The organism is Streptomyces sp. NPDC032198 (assembly GCF_040636975.1).
Classification (GTDB): Bacteria; Actinomycetota; Actinomycetes; order Streptomycetales; family Streptomycetaceae; genus Streptomyces.
Genome location: NZ_JBEZVL010000006.1, coordinates 205352 through 225522, shown reverse-complemented (window position 1 = coordinate 225522; position 20171 = coordinate 205352). Strand labels below are relative to the sequence as shown.

Genomic DNA, 20171 nt, shown 5'->3' with positions numbered 1-20171 from the left:
CGCTTCTCCCGGGAAGAGTGGATGGCCGCGCGTACGGTCCGGCACGCGTGCCCTGCCGGGCAGAACACGCCACGGCCTCACCCCAGTCTACGTCCCTTACGGGGAGGCGACCTCCGCGGGCCCCTCGCGGTGGGCCTGAGCTGGGGTTTTACCCCCAGAACTAGGCGCTCTCGGCGTGCGGCGCCAGCTCCACGCGCAGCTGGAGGTCCAGCGCGCGGGCCAGCCGGTCGAGCACCGGGATCGTGGGCACGGTGCCGCCCCCCTCGAACCGCGCCACGGCCGACTGCGTCATGTCCGCCCGGCGCCCGAGCTCGCTCTGCGAGAGCCCCAGCTCCTGCCGCCGCTCACGCACGGCTTCGGCAAGCATGAATCGGAGACGCGCGGCGGCGTACTCCTCCTCGATCTCGGGCGTGATCGCCCGAGCGGCACGCGCATCGGCAAGGCTGGCACGCCTGCTCTGAGTCACGACTCCTCCTCGTCCACGGTGTGCCGCTCTTCCTGGCAACGCTTCATGGCCTGACGCGCTCGATCGACCTCGGCGAACTCACGCATCCGCGTCTTGGGGAACACCGTGAGCATGATGATGCGGCGCCCGGAGGCAATCCAGTACGTGACACGGACCCGATCGCCTCCGCAGTAGAAGCGCAGCTCTCGGAGCTTGCCGTCGAGCTGGCGCGTGTACGGCTCGTCGAGGAGAACCCCGCGCTCTTCGAGCAGGTCGAGGTGCATGAGGGCCTGGGCCCAGCGTTTGTCGTCGAGCCCGGACAGCCAAGCATCGACTTCCGGCTCCAGTTCGACGGTACCCCACGTCATAGCACCAACGCTATAAACCGTGGCGTACCCGTGGGGTGGATCGCTGTGCTGTCACTCGATCGTGGCGATGGGGCAGGGGTGGGTGTCCCGGGTCAATGGGCGGGAACGACCTTGCCCGCCGGAGGTGCCGGCGGGCAAGGGAGTTGAGCGGAATCTGAGCGTGACCTGCGGCGGAGCTACTTCGCCGCGGGCTTGCCCGAGGGCTTGGCGCCCGGCTTCAGGAAGCCCATGTCCTCGTAGTTCGGGACCTGGAATCCGAACGCACCCGCGTTCGCGAGGTTCGTGCGGGCCGCCATCAGCTGCGGGCGCTGATAGAGAGGAATCGATCCTGCCTCCGCCCAGATGCGGGCATCGGCCTTCTTGACCAGGGCGCGGCTCTCGTCCTCGTCCAGCTCCCCCATCGCCTGATCGAACAATTGATCGATGTGATCCGTGCCGACCCGCGTGTAGTTCTGCTCGACGTTCAGCGAGCCGTCCGCGGCCGGCACCGGCTTGGCGAAGATCGGGCGCGCGTCCGTGGCCGGGAAGGCCGACGCGGGCCAGGAGTAGAGGGCGAGGTCGTACTGACCGGACGCGATGTGGTCCTTGAAGTAACTGTCGTCGGCGACCTTCGCCGTCTCCGTGCGGACCCCGATCTTCTCCAGCATCCGCGAGATCCGGTCCGCCACCGTCCGGAGCGATTCCGAGCCGTCGCCGGACGGCAGGACGAAGCGCAGGGTGAGGGGCTTGCCGTCCTTGGCCATGGGGCCGCCCGCCGCCGGGGTGGCAGCCGGTGCCGCAGTGCCCTTGGGGGCGTACGCGCCGGGCGCACCGCCCTTCGCCGCCTGCTTCTCCGAGTGCTTCTCGGAGTGCTTCTCCGCCTTTTCCGCCTTCTCGGCCTTTTCGGCGTGCTTCTTGGGGTCCTTCTTCTTCTCCTTGTCCGCCTCGCCCGGGGCCGTGAGGGACGCCGCCTGGCGGGTCAGCGCCGCCTGCTGGTAGGCCGCCGCGGGAGCCGGCGCGAGCACCGAGGTGCCGCTGTCGCCCGGCTTCTGGTCGTCCTCGCCGACGACGTACGAGCCGTCGTCGCCCGAGTCCTCCGAGGAGTCCTCCGCCGAGTCCGCGTCGGATTCCGCCTTCGCCTTCGCCTTCTTGGCGTCCGCCTCGCCCCCGGCCGTCTTCCCCTTCGGCTCCTTCACCGGACCGCCCGGCGTCCACCCCGCGTCGGCGAGCAGCGCCCGCGCCTCGGTGGTGTCCTGGTCGCCGAGGGCCCCGCTGTTGTCCGCGTACGCCTGCTGCCCGGCGAGGGCCAGGTGGCTGCCGACCGGCACGGCGGGCAGGCCGAGCGGTGAGAGGACCGCCTTGGCGAGTTCGTCGCGGTCGAGGGCGCGGGCCACCGCGCGCCGCACCCGGTCGTCGGCGAGCGGGCCCTCGGTGCCGTTGAGGGCGAGCTGGGTGTAGGCCGGTTCGAGGGACTTGCGGACGGTGTAGCCCCGCAGGCCCGTCTGTTCGGTGGCGTACTTCTTGATCGCCTTGTTGGTCCGCTGGCGGGCCTGCTGCTCGGTGTCGGCCGCCTCCTCGTCGGAGCCGTGGGCCACCGCCCAGGAGCGCAGCGCCTTCGCGGGGGTCAGCTGCGACTCGGGGCCGTGGCTGAGGGGCCCCTGGGCGCCCTTGTCGCGCGCCGCGTTCGCGATGCGGCGGGCCTCGGGGGCCTCGATCTCGGCCAGATCGACCTTGCCCTCCGCCAGCGCGGCGGCCCGCTTCTCGCGCGGCACCTCGCGCAGGACCAGCTTGGAGAGCTTCGCGGGCCTGCCCCACCAGCGCGGGTTGCGGACCAGCGTGACCTCGTCCGCCTTGCTGTCGAAGTCCTGCACCGCGAACGGACCCGCGCTCACCTTGAGCTTGCGCCGCGCACCGTCGTTGAAGGTGTCAGGGGTGCCCATGACCTCCTTCGGATACAGCGGCGAGAAGAGCGAACGCCAGTCCGCGTAAGGCTTGTTGAAGGTGACGCGCACCTCCAGGTTGTTCTCGCCCTGCTCGATCTTCTCGATGCGGTCGTAGCCCGCGTTGCGTGCCGTCCAGTACGCGCTGTCCTTCCCGGACAGGGCGCGCTGCTGCGCGGCGAAGTCATCGGCGCCGATCTCCCGGCCGTCGCTCCACACCGCCTGCTGGTTGAGCTTGTAGAGGACGACCTGCTTGGGCTCGCTCTCCACGACCTTCGCGGACTCCAGGAAATCGGTGTTCTGCTGCGACCTGCCCTGCGCGTCGAGCCGGAACATCGACGGCAGGACGGCTCCCGCGATCCGCGACGTGCCCGCATCCGCGTCCGCCTGGAAGGAGTTGAGGGTCTCCGGCATCGCGTCGACGGCCCAGTTCATGGTCCCGCCGTCGGCGACGAGATCCCGGGCTGCGGGCGCGATGTCCTGGCCGGCGGTCGGGGCGCCCGCCTCGTCCTGGGAGCTGCAGGCGGCAAGGGCGGGCAGGGCTAGCACGCCCGTGGCGAGGAACACGGCAGATCTCAGTCTGGCGCGGTCTGGGGACATGACGGGTACCTCCGGGGCTCGCCCGGCCGCCCGCTACCAGGACCGGGCCGGGTTTGATCACGTTTGGCGGTATATGGAGCTGATCACATCTATCGATCCACTGAAGGGGACGGGGCCCGGCACGCGGGGGCGACACGGCGTGGGGGCGCCAGATCCCACTCGTGCGGCCCAACCCCGTGTGATCACGCATGACCCAGCGTGACCGGATGCGGCCCGCAGCCGTGGCTCACACCCGACGCACGGCCGGGGTGTGCGGCGTACACCCCGGCGCGATCCACCGGCGCGTTCCGGCGGCGCGTTTCCATGCGTACGAGCCGGGAATCCCGGCAGATCCCTTCACAAGCCGGGATGTGACGCGCGACACTCGCAGGCGCATGAACGTTGCCGCCGCACCCCTGAAGTGAGGGCAAGTCATGGCTCTGCAGGATGATCTGACGGCTGTTCAGCGATGCGTCGACGATCTGGTCCGCACCGTCGGCAAGCTCGAGCAGCAGGTCGGCGAGGGTTCCCAGGGTGGTCTTGCCGGGCTCGACGTGCGCCGCGTCCGCACGGACGCCGACCATCTGCGCGAGAGCGTCGCGCTGCTGCGCGCCGCGGCCCCCGGACTCGCCGGAGCCCCGGCGAAGCGCCCTGACCTGGTCACCATCCCCGATACGCCGTACGACAGCTCCCTGTGGACGGACTCGGACGACGAGGGCCTGGGCGCGAGCGACCGGCGCGCCCCTTGAGGCGCCGCACCCCGCCCTGAGGGCCGCCACCGCACCGAGGACTGCCGATCTTCTGAGGACTGCCGATCTGAGGACAAAGGAGTGGAGCCTCGTTGGCCACTGGCACGGAACCCCATCTGAAAAGCGGTCAGGATCCGGGCGGCGTACGAGCGGCGACGCGCGCCGCGATCAGCGCTGCCCATCTGCGGACCGACCGCTGGTGGCTCGCGCCCGCCGCGACCGCCGCCGGCCTCTTCGCGTTCATCGTCTACTCGACGTGGCGGGCCTTCGCGAACGCGGACTACTACGCGGCGCCCTACGTCTCGCCGTTCTACTCGCCGTGCCTCGCCGAGAACTGCGAGCCGATGCGGTCAGGGCCCAACTGGGAGATCTTCGGCAGCTGGTGGGGCCTGTCCCCTGCCCTGCTGATCCTGATCTTCCCGCTCGGCTTCCGGATGACCTGCTACTACTACCGCAAGGCCTACTACCGCGGCTTCTGGGCCTCACCGCCCGCCTGCGCGGTCGCCGAGCCGCACAAGAAGTACTCCGGAGAGACCCGTTTCCCGCTGATCCTGCAGAACATCCACCGCTACTTCTTCTACGCGGCGGTTCCGGTGGCGGGCATCCTCACGTACGACACGGTGCTGTCGTTCCGCGATGAGCACTACGAGTGGGGCCACATGGGCCTCGGCACCCTCATCTTCCTGGTCAACATCACGTTGATCTGGGCGTACACGCTCTCCTGCCACTCCTGCCGGCACATCGTCGGCGGCAAGCTCAAGCACTTCTCCAAGCACCCCGTGCGCTACCGCATGTGGCAGTGGGTCGGAAAACTCAACGCACGCCACATGCTGCTCGCCTGGGCCTCCTTGGTGAGCGTGGCGCTCGCCGACTTCTACGTCTATCTGATCGCGTCCGGCGTCTTCGACGATCCGAGGTTGTTCTGATGTCTCAAGTGGAGCGGCAGCAGTGGGATGTTGTCGTGGTGGGAGCCGGAGGCGCGGGCCTGCGGGCCGCGATCGAGGCACGCGAACAGGGTGCCCGTACCGCGGTCATCTGCAAGTCCCTGTTCGGCAAGGCCCATACGGTGATGGCCGAGGGCGGCATCGCGGCCTCCATGGGCAACGTGAACTCCGGCGACAACTGGCAGGTCCACTTCCGCGACACCCTGCGCGGCGGCAAGTTCCTCAACCAATGGCGGATGGCCGAGCTGCACGCGCGCGAAGCGCCCGACCGCGTCTGGGAGTTGGAGACCTGGGGCGCCCTGTTCGACCGTACGGCGGACGGGCGGATCTCCCAGCGCAACTTCGGGGGGCACGAGTATCCGCGGCTCGCCCACGTCGGCGACCGGACCGGCCTCGAACTGATCCGCACGCTCCAGCAGAAGATCGTCTCCCTCCAGCAGGAGGACGAACGCGAATTCGGCGACCACGAAGCACGGTTGAAGGTCTTCCAGGAGTGCACGGTCACCCGGGTGCTCAAGGAGGGCGAGCGCGTCAGCGGCACGTTCTGCTACGACCGCGAGTCGGGCCGCTTCTTCGTCCTGGAGGCCCCGAGCGTGGTCCTCGCGACGGGCGGCATCGGCAAGTCCTTCAAGGTGACGTCGAACTCGTGGGAGTACACGGGTGACGGCCACGCGCTCGCGCTGCTCGCCGGGGCACCGCTCCTCAACATGGAGTTCGTGCAGTTCCACCCGACGGGCATGGTCTGGCCGCCGTCGGTGAAGGGCATCCTGGTCACCGAGTCGGTGCGCGGTGACGGCGGGGTACTGCGCAACTCCGAGGGCAAGCGGTTCATGTTCGACTACGTACCGGACGTCTTCAAGGAGAAGTACGCCCAGTCGGAGGAAGAGGGCGACCGCTGGTACGAGGATCCGGACAACAACCGGCGGCCTCCGGAACTCCTGCCGCGCGACGAGGTGGCGCGCGCCATCAACTCCGAGGTAAAGGCGGGCCGCGGCTCACCGCACGGCGGGGTCTTCCTGGACGTGTCGACGCGCATGCCCGCCGAGGCCATCCGGCGCCGACTCCCGTCCATGTACCACCAGTTCAAGGAACTGGCGGACGTCGACATCACGGCCGAGGCGATGGAGGTCGGGCCGACCTGCCACTACGTGATGGGCGGCATCGCGGTCGAGTCGGACACGGCGGCGGCACAGCGCGTACCGGGCCTGTACGCGGCAGGAGAGGTCGCCGGCGGCATGCACGGCTCCAACCGGCTCGGCGGCAACTCCCTCTCCGACCTGCTCGTCTTCGGGCGGCGCGCGGGACTGCACGCGGCGCAGTATGCCTCCGGGCTCACCGGGGCGGGCGCGCGGCCGGTGATCGACGACGTCCAGGTGGACACGGCGGCGGCCGAGGCGCTGCGGCCGTTCAGCGCGGAGGGCCCCGAGGACGGGGCGACGCCGGAGAACCCATACACCCTGCACCAGGAACTCCAGCAGACGATGAACGACCTGGTCGGCATCATCCGCCGTGAGGCCGAGATGGAACAGGCCCTGGAGAAGCTGGCGGAACTGCGGGTACGGGCGCGGCGGGCCGGTGTCGAGGGCCACCGCCAGTTCAACCCCGGCTGGCACCTCGCGCTCGACCTGCGCAACATGCTGCTCGTCAGCGAGTGCGTGGCACGGGCCGCCCTGGAGCGCACGGAGAGCCGGGGCGGGCACACCCGCGAGGACCATCCGGGCATGAACCGCGAATGGCGCCGCGCGAATCTGCTCTGCCAGCTCACGGACCCCTCCGGGGGGCTTGCGGCGACGGATCCCGTGCGCGGCCAGATCGACCTGGTGCGGATCACCACCGAGCCCATCCGTCCCGACCTGCTTGCTCTCTTCGAGAAGGAAGAGCTGGTCAAGTACCTGGCCGAAGAGGAGCTTTACGAGTGAGTACAGCTACGCCGAGTTCGTCGGGTCCCTCCGGTGCGCCGGGTCCCTCCAGTACGTCCTACGACGCGCGGTTCCGGGTCTGGCGCGGGGACGTGAAGGGCGGCGACCTGGAGGACTACAAGGTCGAGGTCAACGAGGGCGAGGTCGTCCTCGACATCATCCACCGCCTGCAGGCGACCCAGGCCCCCGACCTGGCGGTGCGCTGGAACTGCAAGGCGGGCAAGTGCGGTTCGTGCTCGGCGGAGATCAACGGCCGGCCACGCCTGATGTGCATGACGCGGATGTCGGTGTTCGACCGTGAGGACGTCATCACGGTGACGCCGCTGCGGGCGTTCCCCGTGGTCCGGGACCTGGTGACGGACGTCGGCTTCAACTACACGAAGGCACGGGAGGTGCCGGCCTTCGTGCCGCCCGCCGACCTCGGCCTCGGCGAGTACCGCATGATGCAGGCGGACGTGGACCGCTCCCAGGAGTTCCGCAAGTGCATCGAGTGCTTCCTGTGCCAGGACACGTGCCATGTGGTGCGCGACCACGAGGAGAACAAGGCGGCGTTCGCCGGACCGCGCTTCCTGATGCGGGTCGCTGAGCTGGACATGCATCCGCTGGACGCGGCGGCGGAGACCGGCCTCGACCGCAAGAAGGCCGCCCAGGACGAGCACGGGCTCGGCTACTGCAACATCACCAAGTGCTGTACGGAGGTGTGCCCGGAGGGCATCAAGATCACGGACAACGCGCTGATTCCTTTGAAGGAAAGGGCAGTTGACCGGAAGTATGACCCGCTGGTCTGGCTCGGGAACAAGATCCGGCGGCGGGGGGAGCAGTAGCGCTGCGGCGAGTAGGGGCGCTGCCGCGCCAAACGGTGAGGGGCGGGCTTCGGGGCTGGGCGTCTGGCGGGTCTGGAGGTCTGGCGGGTCTGGAGGTCTGGCGGGTCTGGGGGTAATCCCCCAGACCGAAGACTCAAGATTTCCCCCATGGTCACGGGGCCCGGGCGAGATCAGCATTGAGGCATGAACTCTTCCTCGGCAGTGACTCGTTCGGCTTTACCCGTGGCTGCGCGTTCGGCCTTGACCCGGCGGTCGGTGCTCGGCCTCGCGTCGGCCGGTCTGGCGGCGTCGATGCTGGCCGCCCCGTCCCCCGCCCATGCGGGCCCCGGGCCCGCAGGCCCCGCGCAGGCCCGCCCCCTGGGCATCGAGGCGAAGCTCCCGGCGCCGACCGGACCGCACCGGATCGGCACGGTGTCGACCCGCCTCGTCGACACCACACGGCACGACCCCTGGGTGAAGTCCGTGCCGTACCGAGAGGTGATGGTCAGCGTCTGGTATCCGGCGGCGGGAAAGAAGGGCGGGGGCGTGCACCGTCTCGCTCCGTACATGACGCCGGGAGCGGCGGAACGCTGGAACGCGAAAGCACCTCACGGCATCCCCAAGGACGCGATCGACTTCGCAGCCATGCGTACGCACGCGCGGGAGGGGGCCCCGGCCGACACGAGCGGGGGCCGCCGCCCGGTCCTCTTGTACGCGGCGGGCGCGAACGACCCGCGGACGTGGGGCACTTCCGTGGTCGAGGAGCTCGCGAGCCGCGGCTATGTGGTGGTGACGATCGACCACACCTATGAGGCACCGGGGGTGCAGTTCCCCGACGGCTCGGTCAAGGACGACGCCCCGCTCATCAAGGCCTTCGAGGAGGCGCAGCGGAAGGAAGAGGTGCCGGCGCTGCTCAAGAAGGTCGTGGACGTCCGGGTGGCCGACTCGAAGTTCGTCATGGACCGCCTCGGCTCGCTGCCGCACGGCCTGTCCAAGGCCGTGGACCAGAAGCGGGTGGGCATGCTCGGCCAGTCGGCGGGCGGAATCGCGGCCGCCGAGACCATGTACGAGGACGGCCGGGTCAAGGCGGGCCTGAACATGGACGGCACCCTGGAGAACAACCCCGAGCCGAACGGCACGAACCTGACGCCGGTGGCCGAGCACGGCCTGACCGGCCCGTTCCTCCTGATGGGCAGGCAGGGCAGCGACCGGACGACGGAACCGTCGTGGCGTGCGTTCTGGTCCCACAGCACCGGCTGGAAGCGCGACCTCACCCTGCGCGGCGCGAAGCACCAGGCGTACACGGACCTCGCCGCGCTGCTGCCGCAGGCCGGGGCGGACCGCGAGGTCATGGAGGAGAACGTGGGCACGGTCGACCCAGATCGCGCGATAGCGGTGGAACGGGCCTACGCCACGTCGTTCTTCGACCGCTGGCTGCGAGGCCAGGACAACCACCTGCTCGACAAGCCTTCAGGAAGGTATCCGGAGGTGGAGTTCGCGGGCTGAGCCGGGGCGGTTGATCCCCTGCGCCTGCGGGGGTGGCGGCTTACGCTCCCGGAATGGGGATGACTGATCGACTGCTCGGCTCGGGACGCACGGCGGATGTCTTCGCGCTGGACGACACATGGGTGCTGCGGCGGTATCGGGACGGAACCGACGCGACGGAGGAGGCCGCCGTCATGGCGTATCTGTCGGAGCACGGATATCCCGTACCGCCGGTCCGCCCGGCCGCGCCCGGGTCACCGCACACCGACCTGGTCATGGGGCGGCTGACCGGGCCGACGATGGCGGAGGCGGCGATGCGGGGCGTGCTCACGCCGGAGGAGGCGGCCGTGATCCTCGCCCGGTTGCTGCAGACGCTGCACGCCCTTCCGGCCCGCTCGTCCACCTCGCCCGCGGACCGCGTCCTGCACCTCGATCTCCACCCGGAGAACGTGATCCTCACGCCGGAGGGGCCGGTGGTGATCGACTGGTCCACCACGGAGGAGGGGCCGCCCGGCCTCGACTGGGCGATGTCGGCGCTGATCCTCGCGGAGGTCGCGGTGAGCGGCAGGCCCGAGGCGGCGGGGTCACGTGTCGCTCTGGCCACGCTCCTGACGGACGCGGCGGTCGATGTCAGGGCCACGGCCAAGCACCACTTGGCCGAGGCCCGCGCACGCCGGGCGGCGAATCCGACGCTGGGGGAGGACGAGGTGCGGTGCCTGGAGGCGGCGGGGGAACTGGTGCTGGAGCTGCACCAGTGACCTGGCGCCCGTTGAACGGGAGGAACCCCATGAACGGGAGGAACCCAAGGCGCTTGCGATCGCCTTGGGCCCTTGCTGCGGTCGTTCGATGGTCGTGGTGAGGAAGGCGAGGAAGGTGAAGAGCCAGCCGAGCGCGGTCTACTGGGCTCCGCCCTGGCCGGCGCTGCCGATCGGGCCGACCTTGACCGGTGAGCCGGAGCCGTCGGTGACGGGCAGGGTGGCGGCGCCCGGCCACTCCAGGGAGTAGGACTTCGTCTCTCCGGGCGGGGTCACGACCAGGCCCGTGATGCTGACGCCGGAGCCGCCCGAGTCGTTCATCGGGTAGCTGATGTTGAAGAACGTCGACTTACCGTCCTTGAGGACCGACCGCTCGGCCGGCGCACCCGCGCGCTTGGCGGACAGCGCACCCTCACTCGTCGACAGATCGACACCGGCGAATCCGGACATCACGCAGTCCTTGCCGCCCACGTTCTTCATCTCCACCGCGACGGAACCCTCGTTGTCGCCGTCGATGGTGGTGTCCGACGCCGAGATGTCCAGGTCATCCGTACGGCACTTGCCGACCGAGGCGTTCTGCCCCGAGCCCGAACCGGAACCGGCCGCCGTGCCCTGCCCGCCCGAGTCCTTGCCCGCCGAGTCCTTGCCGCCACCCTGCTCCGAGCCGCCCGAACCACCCGAGCCGCCCGAGCCCGCGTCGTCCTTGCCGGAGCCGCCGCCTGACGAGGACGCGCTGGACGCAGCCGAGGGGTCAGCCTGCCCCGTGGCGTCATCGCCGTTGCAGGCCGTGAGGGAGAGGCTCGCGGCCATGGTCAGGACCGCGGCGGCGACGCGGAGGGTGTGGCGACGGTTTCCACGGATGGTGGTGTTGGAGCGCATGGCGTGTCCCCCGGTAGGTGGTGGGTGGCGTTCCCTCCCTGGGAACAACACCGACTCTGGTGGAGGCCGCTAATGCCGGGTTCCCGTCCCGCTAACTTCCGCCTAACGCACCCGTAACCAGGCAAGAGAGCCCGGGAAATTCGACGACGCGGCTTGGCGGGCGGCCGCAACCGGGATCTCGGCAAGGGAATGTGGCGTCGAGCGGGCTGCGGCGGTCGCCCGGGGCAGGGCGAGGACGCGCAGGGCGCCGCCGAGGCCTTCGCCCGGGTGGCGCAGGCGGGACGCCGCCCGTTGTCCCCGGTCGCGCACCCCACAAGACGGCCATACGCTCCCACATGTGACGCCGCCCTCGCACATAGCCGTGCGGGCGACAGCGGCAGCCACCGCACTGCTCACGTGGTGCCTGCTGCTCCTGTCCGCCCCCGCAGCACTCGCCGCCCCGGCCGACGACCCGGTCACGCTCTCCCGCGACGGCCAGATCACCGACAAGGTGGGCGCGCTCGGCAGCCGCAAGAACGCCACCGCACGGGCGCTCGACCAGCTCTACGACGACCGAGGACTCCAGCTCTTCGTCGTCTACGTACGCGACTTCTCCGGGCGGGGCGCGCAGGACTGGGCGGACGCCACCGCCGAGCGCAACGGGCTCGGTCTGGACGACGCGCTGCTCGCCGTCGCCACGCACGACCGCCAGTACGCCTACTCCCTGGACGCCGGTTCACGGCTCACCGAGGCCCAGCTCCAGGACGTCGCCACCACCGCGATCAAGCCCTCGCTGCGGCAGAACGACTGGGCAGGCGCGGCCATCGGTGCGGCGAACGGATACCGCGCGGTCCTCTCCGGCCGGCCCGTCCCCACCCCGACGCCCACCCCCGGAGCCGCCGATCCGGGCGGCAACGGCAGCGGCAACGGGGACGAGACGGCCGCCGGTGACCTCGTCCTGCCCATCGTGGCGGTGGGCGGCGCAGGCGCCCTCGCGGCGGTGGCGTACAACCGCCGCAAGAAGCGCGCCACCACGCGTACGACGCCCGGAGGCGGCGGGTGGGGCACAGGGGCTGCGGGCGGGGAGACGCCGCTCCCGGAGCTCGACAAGCAGAGCAAGCAGCTCCTGGTGGAGACCGACGACGCGATCCGGACCAGCGCGGAGGAGCTCGGTTTCGCCACCGCCCAGTTCGGCGACGAGGCGGTGCGGCCCTTCACGGACGCGCTCGCCTACGCCCGCTCCGAACTGACCAAGGCCTTCAAGCTGCGCCAGCTGCTTGACGACGCCTATCCGGAGGACGACGCGACCAGGCGCACCATGCTGGACGAGATCGTCGCGCGCTGCACCGAAGCGGGCCGGCGTCTCGACGCGGAAGCCGCGGGCTTCGACCAGCTGCGGGCGCTCGAACGCGATGTCACGGGGGCCCTGACCCACGCCGAGCAGGTGTTCCGGCAGGTCACGGGCCGCACCACCACCGCGGAAACCACCCTCGGCAAGATCCGCGAACAGTACGCGCCCTCGGCCTCGGCGCCCGTCCTGGGCCACGTGGAGCAGGCCAAGGACCGCCTCCTCTTCGCCACGACGCACCTGAACGAGGCCCGCCAGGCCATCGACGCGGGCGACAACGGCAAGGCCGCCGTCCACCTGCGTGCCGCCGAAGGCGCCGTCGATCAGGCGGGCACCTTCGTGGACGCCGTCGACCGGCTGGCCGACGAGCTCGGGCTTGCCGCGGAGAAGCTGCCCGCCGCGCTCACCGAGACGGAGACCGACCTCGCCGAGGCGCGCGGCCTCCTGGAAGGCACCATGGCGGGCGCCTCCACGGCTGACCTGCACGGCCGTATCGCCCGCGCGGAGACCGTGGTCGCCGAGGTCCGCTCGAGCATGGCGGCGGGCCCGCACGACCCGATCGACGCCCTGCGCCGGGTCGAGGAGGCCGACACGGTCCTCGACGAGTCCCTCAGGGGCGCCCGTGAACGCGAGGTCACCGGCCGGCGCGCCATCGCCCTGCTCGGCCAGGCCCTGCTCACCGCGCGCAGCGCCGTGGGAACAGCGGCGGACTTCATCGACACCCACCGGGGCGCGGTGGGCAGCGAGGCGCGGACGCGGCTGGCCGAGGCCCAGCGGCACCTCTCGGGCGCGGAGGCCGCCCAGGACACCGATGCCGCCGCGGCGCTCGCGGAGGCCCAGCAGGCCGACGCCCAGGCCCGCCAGGCCCAGCAGCTCGCCGAACGCGACGTACGCGGCTACGGCAACCCCTACGGAGGAGGAGGTGGGCGCGGCGGCGGCATGGGCGGCGCGGTCCTCGGCGGCATCATCCTCGGCGAGCTCCTCGGAGGCATGGGCGGACGCGGGCCGGGTGGCGGAGGCGGCGGCTTCGGAGGGGGCGGCTTCGGCGGCGGCAGCCCCGGAAGCTTCGGCGGCGGCGGGACCCGGGGGCGGATGGGCGGAGGCGGAAGGTTCTGAGCCACGCCTCTCCCCCGCGCCTCTCCCCCACACCACCCCTCCCGCCCCTGCCGCCCCTCCCCCTCCGCCTCCCACCACCCCTCATAAGAAGGAGTCCGTCATGACGAAGCAGACGATCCTCGGGCGCGTGGCCCAGCTCGCCAAGGCCAACATCAACTCCCTCCTCGACCAGGCCGAGGACCCGCAGAAGATGCTCGACCAGCTGATCCGCGACTACACGAACAATATCCAGGAGGCCGAGGAGGCCGTCGCGACCACCATCGGCAATCTGCGGATGCTCGAACTGGACCACAAGGAGGACCAGGACGCGGCTGCCGAATGGGGCACAAAGGCGGTCGCCGCCAGCAAGAAGGCGGACGAGCTGCGGTCCGGCGGGAGTGCCGTGGAGGCCGACAAGTTCGACGGCCTCGCCAAGGTCGCGCTGCAGCGGCAGCTGCAGTCCGAGCGGGAGGCCAAGGACGCCGAGCCGACGATCGCGTCCCAGACGGAGGTCGTCGACAAGCTGAAGTCGGGCCTCGACCAGATGAAGATCAAGCTGACCGAGCTCCGGTCGAAGCGCGATCAGCTGGTCGCCCGTGCCAAGACCGCGCAGGCGCAGAACCAGATGATGGACGCCGCCCAGAGCATCGATGTCCTCGACCCGGCAAGCGAGTTGAGCCGCTTCGAGGACAAGGTGCGCCGCGAGGAGGCCAGGGCGCTGGGGAAGCAGGAGCTCGCCGCGTCCTCCCTCGACGCCCAGTTCGAGCAGTTGGACAGCATGGGCGACGAGGCGGAGGTCGCCGCCCGGCTCGCCGCCCTGAAGGCCACCACGTAACGGCACCCCTGCCCGCACGGCGCGAAGCCCCTCGGAAGAAGCCCCTCAGAAGAAGCCCCTCAGCAGGGGCTGATCAGAAGAGGCTGAGCAGTGCCTCCGCCGCGTCCATCGGCTCCACCCCGCTGTCCGGCAACGGCATCTCGAACCACACCGTCTTGCCGCGCGGGGTCCTGCGCGAGCCCCACGCGGCGCTCAGCAGGCCGACGAGCTGCAGCCCGCGCCCGCCCTCGTCCGTGTCGCGCGCCCGGCGGCGGCGCGGCTGGACGAGGCCCGCGTCCCACACCTCGCACACCAGGGTCCGGTCGAGCAGGAGCCGTACCCGGATGTCGCCCTCGCCGTACCTCAGGGCGTTGGTGACCAGCTCGCTGACCAGCAGTTCGGTCGTGTCGCAGAGGGGTTCCAGGTCCCAGGAGCGCAGCTGCTCGCAGGCCAGTTCGCGCGCCCGGCCCACCGACTTGGGGTCGCGCTCCAGCGTCCAGTCGCCGACGGCTTCGGCGGGCAGTCCCTGGATGCGCGCCATGAGCAGGGCGATGTCGTCCTCTCCGTGGTGGGTGTCGAGGGTGTTCAGGACGTGGTCACAGACGTCCTCGAGGGCGGGCGCGGGGTCGTCGAGCGCCCGTACGAAGGCGGTCAGGCCCTCGTCGAGGGGATGGTGGCGGGATTCGACGAGCCCGTCCGTGTAGAGCGCGAGCAGGCCGCCCTCGGGCAGCTCGACCTCGACCTCCTCGAAGGGCTCGCCACCGACGCCCAGGGGCATGCCGGGCGGCACGTCGAGCATGAGCGGCGATTCGCCGGGCTCGACGAGCACGGGCGGCAGGTGTCCGGCGTTGGCGAAGGTGCAGCGGCGCGTGACGGCGTCGTAGACCGCGTAGACGCACGTGGCGAGGTAGACCTCGGAAAGGTCCGTCTCGCTCGCGGAACGCGTCTGACGGGCCGCTCTGGTGGCCTGCTGGGTGCCCGAGGGGTCGCCGAGGCCCCGGGCGATCTCGTCGAGCGCGGAGAGGACCTCGGCGGGCTCCAGGTCAAGCAGCGCCAAGGTGCGTACGGCGGTGCGCAGTTCGCCCATGGCGACGGCGGCGCGCAGGCCGCGGCCCATGACGTCGCCGACGACCAGGGCGGTGCGGTGGCCCGGCAGTTCGATGACGTCGAACCAGTCGCCGCCGACCTCGGTGGCCGCGTTGCCCGGGAGGTAGCGGCAGGCGATGTCCAGGCCGGACGCCTCGGGGTCGTCGGGCGGGAGCAAGGAGCGTTGCAGTATCAGCGCGCGTTCGTGCTCGCGGCGGTAGAGGCGGGCGTTGTCGATGCAGACGGCGGCGCGCGCGGCGAGCTCGACGGCGAGGGCGCGGTCGCGTTCCCCGAAGGGCTCGCTCCCCTTCGTGCGGGAGAACTGGGCGAGGCCGACGACGGTGTCGTGGGCGACCATCGGCACGGCGAGCGTCGACTGGATGAGCCCGCCGGTGAGCCTGCTCGCGGAGCCCTCGTCGGCCCCGGAGACCAGCCGCGGCCGTGCCGTGCGCAGGGCGTCGGCGCAGGGCGAGGTGAAGCCGAACCGGTGCACGGCCCCGACGTCGATGGGGGTGCCCCCTTGCGGGAAGGGCGCGTCGGCGACGGCGCTCGCGTAGGCGACGCGGCGCAGGTCGGCGCTTCCGTCGGCGAGGCCGGGAGGTGTCTCGTCGCCGTCGAGCAGCCCTTGGTAGAGGTCCACGGAGGCGAGGTCGCAGAAGCCGGGGACGGTGACGTCGAGCAGCTCGCGCGCGGTCGTCTCCAGGTCGAGCGAGTTGCCGATCCGGGCACCCGCCTCGTTGAGCAGGGCGAGGTTTCGGCGGGCGTGAGCGGCCTCGCGGGCGGCGGCGTGCCGCTGCGTGACGTCGGTGCCGAGGCCGGCGATGCCTATGGGGCGGCCCGAACCGCTGTGCACGCGGTAGAGGTTGATCGACCAGTGGCGGCGTTCCTTGCTGCCGGGTGCGGGGCCGACGATCTGCATGTCCGTGACGGCGTCGCCGGTCTCCAGGACGCGCTTGAGGGCGGCGGCCATGCGGTCGGCCTCGTGCCGCGGCAGATAGTCGTGGACGGTACGGCCGCGGTGGTCCTCGACGCCGCCTCCGAAGACCGCGGCGAAGCGGCGGTTGGCCCGCTGCACCTTCAGGTCCGTGCCGAACAACAGGAAGCCGAAAGGAGATTGGCCGAAAATGGCCTGCGAGGCGGCGAGGTCGGTCTCGATCTGCCGGAGCGCCGGTACGTCGACGACGATGCAGACGGCGGCCCGCTCACCCTCCTCCGTCTCGGTCGGCATCACATAGACCTCGGCGATCCCTTCGGAGCCCCCGTAGGACGCCGCGTCGGGCCCGCCGGTCCCGTCGGGCCCCCCGGACCGTGCGGGCGCCCGGAAGGGGACGGATCCGGTCCACTCCCTGCCGTCCAGGATCTCCGCCATCTTGCGGTGCCCGCTGCTGCGCAGCTCGGCCGGGACGAAGGCCTCGATCGGGTCCCTGCCCACGGCGTCGTCGGCCGCCACTCCGAACAGCCGCTCGGCGCGCAGGCTCCACTGGTCGATGAGCCCGTCGGGGCCGATCGAGAACGAGGCCACCTTGATGTAGTCGTAGATCGAACCGGGTGGACTGCTCTGCCACATCACGTCATCCGCAGCTTCGCCCCTAGCGTCATCCGACGGCCCGTCCTGTTCCGTCGCCTTCGCTGGTATCTCGCTCACGCGAACCGTCCCCTCCAGCTCACCACGTCCGGCACCGGTCACCGGGTGCGGCCGCCCGCAGTATCCAGCACTACGGAGCCACGCCACACGGCGTTCACGATCACAGCACGGACTCAACTCTTTTTGGCCCGTGACCGTCTTGTGTCCGTCCCACGCTGCCAGTCTTCTAACCCGGCAGCACCAGCTCGAACCACACCGTCTTCCCCGTTTTCCCCGTCCTGCCCTGTCGTGTCCCCCAGCGCCGCGAAGCACGGGCCACCAACTGGATGCCCCTGCCCCCCTCGTCATCAGGCGCGGCGTCGCGCTCCTGGGGCGGGTCGGGAAGCGGATCGGAGACCTCTACGAGAAGGGTGCCCGAAGGATCGGCCGGGCGTACGAGCCGTACCCCGATGGGGCCTGAAGCGTGCCGCAGGGAGTTGGTCACCAGTTCGCTCACGAGGAGGACGGTGATGTCGCCGAGGGCCGCGAGGCCCCAGGCGCTGAGTTGTTTGCGGACGACGGCACGGGCCATGCGCACGGCGCCGGGGTCTGCGGGAAAATCCCACTCGGCGCAGTCGCCTTCGGTGTCGATCACGCCGATCACTTCCAGACCAGCAACAGCGGACCCTTGTCCGGTTTCATGGGGTTAATGGGCACATACCCGATATCCCGGCGGAATTACCGCTTACCTGGGCGCACTGTGGCACGAACGGCGTAGATGGGGCTCAAGTGCGGGGAGGCATGGCCTCGCGCGCTCCCCCGGCCGGCGGCATCCGATCACGTTCGGCGGTATCCGACGCCTCGCAGTGACACCCGGCGCCTCGCTGTGACACCCGGCGCCTCGTGGCGACACCCGACGCGCCCTAGCAGCACTCGACCGCGGCCGCCACCGCCGGGACGTCCGCGTCCAGCCACTCCACCGACCAGACCTCGTCCGGCGAGAGCCAGCGCAGTTCGTCGTGGTCCTCCAGGGGCTCGGGGGCTCCGGAGAGGAGCTTCGCCGTCCACACCCACAGGACGTATCCCGGCTTGAGCGGCCACTCCCCCGGCACCCGCGCGACCGGTTCGGCGGCGACGCCGAGCTCTTCGCGGAGCTCCCGCACCAGGGCTTCTTCGGGGTGTTCGCCGGGCTCGACCTTCCCGCCGGGCAGTTCCCAGCGGCCCGCGAGCTCGGGGGGTGCGCTGCGGCGCGCGGCCAGCAGGCGCCCGTCGTCGTACAGGGCGGCGCCCACCACGATCCGTTCCGTCATACGGCGGAGCCTATGCGCTCAGTGCGCGCTGCCGTTCTGGCTCAGCTTCTCCACCCAGTACAGCTGCCGGCGGCCGTGATCGTCGAGGCTGTTCGCGATCCTCTCGGCCTCGGCCTTCGTCGCGTACCTGCCCACCCTGTAGCGGTTGCCGTTGTCGTCCTGCCGGATGACGAACCAGGGAAGTACGGACGTTCCGTCATTCATCGCGTCCCTCCGCTCGCCGCCCCCGGCGCGCGCCACGCCTCGATCAGTAAGGAAACCGCAATCCGCATATGCCCGAGCCTACGCCCGACCTTTACTCAGCGGATACGAGTTTGCACAAAGAGGTACGCAATTGGCCATCGCCGAGGGGGCGCACCTTGGCGGGTGCGCCCCCTGGTGCCACCGGTTCGGCCGGTGCGAGCCCGCGTCAGTCGACGCGCACCGTCGGCATCGGCATGAGCACCGGCTCACTCGGCGGCGACGTACGGCAGACGTCGCCGCATTCCGCGTCCAGTGAGCAGCACAGGGAGCAGATCGGGCCGCCCTGGACCGGGCAGTCCGCGATGTCGGGGAGTTCGTACGCCGTCTCGCAGACGCCGCACGCGTGCGTGGCCGTCACGTCGGGGACGTCGACGTGCGGGCCGTTCACCGGGTTCGGGCGCGCCAGGTAGTACTTGCCCTTCGTCGCCCAGGCGATCAACGGGCAGAGGGTCACGGCGAGTCCGGCCGCGATGAAGGTCGAGAAGGCTTCCGCGTACTCCCCGAAGAGGCCGAAGAAGGCGAGGATCGAGACCACCGACGCGATCACCATCGAACCGAAGCCCGCCGGGTTCACCGCGTACAGGTAGGCCCTCTTGAACTCGATGTACGGGGGACTCCAGCCCATCCTCTTGTTGATGACGAGGTCGGCGGCGACCGCCACGATCCACGCGATGCCGACGTTCGAGTAGAAGCCGAGCAGCTTGTTGAGGGCCGCGAACATGTTCATCTCCATCAGCGTCAGCGCGATGGCGAGGTTGAGGAAGATGTACCAGACCCGGCCCGGGTGCCTGTGCGTGATGCGGGAGAAGAAGTTCGACCAGGACAGCGAACCGCTGTAGGCGTTGGTCACGTTGATCTTGACCTGGGAGACGATCACGAAGAGGGCCGCCGCGGGCAGCGCGAAGGAGCCGAGCCAGGGTTTGAGGGCCTCGATCTGCGGGGCGATCGGCTCCAGGGCGTGCGTCCTGCCGACCGCCTCCAGCGCGACGAAGGCCAGGAACGCGCCGCCGAGTTGCTTGGCCGCGCCGATGATGACCCAGCCGGGGCCCGCCGCCAGAACGGCCAGATTCCAACGCCGCCTGTTCTGCTCGGTCTTGGCGGGCATGAAGCGCAGATAGTCCGCCTGCTCGCCGATCTGCGCGATGAGCGAGAGCGCGACACCCGTGCCGAGCCCGAAAGCGACCCAGGAGAAGCCGCTGCCGGCCCCCTCGGTCCCTCCGAAGGAGCCGAAGGCACCCCAGGCGTCCGGCGCCTCGAAGGCGAGCACCACGAAGGGCAGCACCATGCCGATGAGCCAGATCGGCTGCGTCCACGCCTGCACCTTGGCCAGGGCACCCATGCCGCGGAAGACGATCGGGATCACGATGAGCGTCGTGATCAAGTAGCCGATCTCCACCGGGAGTCCGACGGCCTGATGCATGGCCTGGGCCATGATCGAACCTTCGAGCGCGAAGAAGATGAACGTGAACGAGGCGTAGATCAGCGACGTCAGCGTCGAGCCGAAGTAGCCGAAGCCCGCGCCGCGGGTCACCAGGTCCATGTCCAGGCCGTACTTGGCGCAGGCCCGCGCGATCGGGATGCCCGTGACGAAGATGATCGTCGCGGCGCACAGGATCGAGGCGAGTCCGCTGGTGAAGCCGTACGTGAAGACGATGGACGCGCCGATCGCGAAGTCCGCGAGGTAGGCGATGCCGCCGAGCGCCGTCGACGCCACCATCGTCGGCGACCAGCGCCGGAAGGAGTGCGGCGCATACCGCAGGGAGTAGTCCTCGCGGCTCTCGTCGGCCGCCATCCTGGCGTAACTGCGCTGGGGCGGCGGTCCTTCGGCGGCGTCGGTGTCGCGGGTGACCGTGTCCGTCATGCGGGTTCCTGTCGTCCGACCGGATT

17 protein-coding genes are annotated in these 20171 nt (G+C 70.5%); 8 read left to right on the top strand and 9 right to left on the bottom strand.

Features of this window, described 5'->3' with window-relative positions:
- Positions 1–160 precede the first annotated feature (160 nt).
- The 3 genes from AB0E78_RS17740 to AB0E78_RS17730 all read right to left on the bottom strand — a co-directional run bounded on the left by AB0E78_RS17740 (position 161) and on the right by AB0E78_RS17730 (position 3332).
- On the bottom strand, positions 161–466 hold the full coding sequence (locus tag AB0E78_RS17740; RefSeq protein ID WP_361833193.1) for a helix-turn-helix transcriptional regulator: 306 nt from the start codon (positions 464–466) through the stop codon (positions 161–163).
- Entirely contained in the window at positions 463–813 is a 351-nt protein-coding gene (locus tag AB0E78_RS17735) for a type II toxin-antitoxin system RelE/ParE family toxin (RefSeq protein ID WP_361833191.1), read from the bottom strand. Before AB0E78_RS17735 ends, AB0E78_RS17740 begins: the two co-directional genes overlap by 4 nt.
- 176 nt (positions 814–989) lie before the next feature.
- Positions 990–3332 (bottom strand): ABC transporter family substrate-binding protein, encoded by a 2343-nt coding sequence (locus AB0E78_RS17730; RefSeq protein WP_361833189.1) that lies wholly within the window; start codon positions 3330–3332, stop codon positions 990–992.
- Between the two features lie 413 nt (positions 3333–3745).
- Here AB0E78_RS17730 and AB0E78_RS17725 point away from each other — a divergent pair, with 413 nt between their 5' ends.
- The 6 genes from AB0E78_RS17725 (at position 3746) to AB0E78_RS17700 (ending at position 9969) form a co-directional block, all read left to right on the top strand.
- Positions 3746–4060: a hypothetical protein gene (locus AB0E78_RS17725; RefSeq protein WP_361833187.1), complete on the top strand. Its 315-nt coding sequence runs from the start codon at positions 3746–3748 to the stop codon at positions 4058–4060.
- A gap of 92 nt (positions 4061–4152) precedes the next feature.
- Complete coding sequence (locus tag AB0E78_RS17720; RefSeq protein WP_361833185.1) at positions 4153–4986, top strand: hypothetical protein; 834 nt, start codon at positions 4153–4155, stop codon at positions 4984–4986.
- The gene (locus tag AB0E78_RS17715; protein ID WP_361833183.1) at positions 4986–6923 is read left to right on the top strand and encodes a fumarate reductase/succinate dehydrogenase flavoprotein subunit; all 1938 of its coding nucleotides are present in this window, start codon (positions 4986–4988) and stop codon (positions 6921–6923) included. The genes AB0E78_RS17720 and AB0E78_RS17715 overlap by 1 nt, the downstream gene beginning before the upstream one ends.
- Positions 6920–7747 carry a succinate dehydrogenase/fumarate reductase iron-sulfur subunit gene (locus AB0E78_RS17710; RefSeq protein ID WP_361833181.1) on the top strand — a complete coding sequence of 276 codons (828 nt, stop codon included), beginning with the start codon at positions 6920–6922 and terminating at the stop codon, positions 7745–7747. The genes AB0E78_RS17715 and AB0E78_RS17710 overlap by 4 nt, the downstream gene beginning before the upstream one ends.
- Positions 7748–7969: 222 nt before the next feature.
- A complete protein-coding gene (locus AB0E78_RS17705) occupies positions 7970–9232 on the top strand; it encodes a hydrolase (protein ID WP_361833179.1) in 1263 nt (420 codons plus the stop codon).
- 53 nt (positions 9233–9285) lie between these two features.
- Complete coding sequence (locus AB0E78_RS17700) at positions 9286–9969, top strand: phosphotransferase (protein WP_361833177.1); 684 nt, start codon at positions 9286–9288, stop codon at positions 9967–9969.
- Between the two features lie 138 nt (positions 9970–10107).
- On the opposite strand, the gene AB0E78_RS17695 is transcribed toward AB0E78_RS17700, so the two are convergent.
- Complete coding sequence (locus tag AB0E78_RS17695; RefSeq protein ID WP_361833175.1) at positions 10108–10845, bottom strand: DUF4232 domain-containing protein; 738 nt, start codon at positions 10843–10845, stop codon at positions 10108–10110.
- A gap of 388 nt (positions 10846–11233) precedes the next feature.
- Between AB0E78_RS17695 and AB0E78_RS17690 the strand changes: the two genes are divergently transcribed.
- On the top strand, positions 11234–13288 hold the full coding sequence (locus AB0E78_RS17690) for a TPM domain-containing protein (protein WP_361833787.1): 2055 nt from the start codon (positions 11234–11236) through the stop codon (positions 13286–13288).
- Positions 13289–13388: 100 nt separating this feature from the next.
- On the top strand, positions 13389–14102 hold the full coding sequence (locus AB0E78_RS17685) for a PspA/IM30 family protein (RefSeq protein WP_361833173.1): 714 nt from the start codon (positions 13389–13391) through the stop codon (positions 14100–14102).
- 73 nt (positions 14103–14175) lie between these two features.
- Here the strand turns inward: AB0E78_RS17685 and AB0E78_RS17680 are convergent, their stop codons facing one another.
- The 5 genes from AB0E78_RS17680 to AB0E78_RS17660 form a co-directional block, all read right to left on the bottom strand.
- Entirely contained in the window at positions 14176–16812 is a 2637-nt protein-coding gene (locus AB0E78_RS17680) for a SpoIIE family protein phosphatase (protein ID WP_361833171.1), read from the bottom strand.
- Between the two features lie 166 nt (positions 16813–16978).
- Positions 16979–17395: an ATP-binding protein gene (locus AB0E78_RS17675; RefSeq protein ID WP_361833169.1), complete on the bottom strand. Its 417-nt coding sequence runs from the start codon at positions 17393–17395 to the stop codon at positions 16979–16981.
- A gap of 259 nt (positions 17396–17654) precedes the next feature.
- Positions 17655–18041, bottom strand: coding sequence for a (deoxy)nucleoside triphosphate pyrophosphohydrolase (locus tag AB0E78_RS17670; protein ID WP_361833167.1), 387 nt, complete (start codon positions 18039–18041; stop codon positions 17655–17657).
- Positions 18042–18059: 18 nt separating this feature from the next.
- Positions 18060–18245, bottom strand: a complete 186-nt coding sequence (locus AB0E78_RS17665) for an SPOR domain-containing protein (RefSeq protein WP_361833165.1) — start codon at positions 18243–18245, stop codon at positions 18060–18062.
- A 205-nt stretch (positions 18246–18450) separates the two neighbouring features.
- A complete protein-coding gene (locus AB0E78_RS17660) occupies positions 18451–20145 on the bottom strand; it encodes a hypothetical protein (protein ID WP_361833163.1) in 1695 nt (564 codons plus the stop codon).
- Positions 20146–20171 lie beyond the last annotated feature (26 nt).

Coding starts and splice junctions, on each gene's coding strand:
- AB0E78_RS17735 (WP_361833191.1), bottom strand. CDS start 813: ATGACGTGGGGTACCGTCGAACTGGAGCCGGAAGTCGATGCTTGGCTG.
- AB0E78_RS17730 (WP_361833189.1), bottom strand. CDS start 3,332: ATGTCCCCAGACCGCGCCAGACTGAGATCTGCCGTGTTCCTCGCCACG.
- AB0E78_RS17725 (WP_361833187.1), top strand. CDS start 3,746: ATGGCTCTGCAGGATGATCTGACGGCTGTTCAGCGATGCGTCGACGAT.
- AB0E78_RS17715 (WP_361833183.1), top strand. CDS start 4,986: ATGTCTCAAGTGGAGCGGCAGCAGTGGGATGTTGTCGTGGTGGGAGCC.
- AB0E78_RS17700 (WP_361833177.1), top strand. CDS start 9,286: ATGGGGATGACTGATCGACTGCTCGGCTCGGGACGCACGGCGGATGTC.
- AB0E78_RS17695 (WP_361833175.1), bottom strand. CDS start 10,845: ATGCGCTCCAACACCACCATCCGTGGAAACCGTCGCCACACCCTCCGC.
- AB0E78_RS17685 (WP_361833173.1), top strand. CDS start 13,389: ATGACGAAGCAGACGATCCTCGGGCGCGTGGCCCAGCTCGCCAAGGCC.
- AB0E78_RS17670 (WP_361833167.1), bottom strand. CDS start 18,041: ATGACGGAACGGATCGTGGTGGGCGCCGCCCTGTACGACGACGGGCGC.
- AB0E78_RS17665 (WP_361833165.1), bottom strand. CDS start 18,245: ATGAATGACGGAACGTCCGTACTTCCCTGGTTCGTCATCCGGCAGGAC.
- AB0E78_RS17660 (WP_361833163.1), bottom strand. CDS start 20,145: ATGACGGACACGGTCACCCGCGACACCGACGCCGCCGAAGGACCGCCG.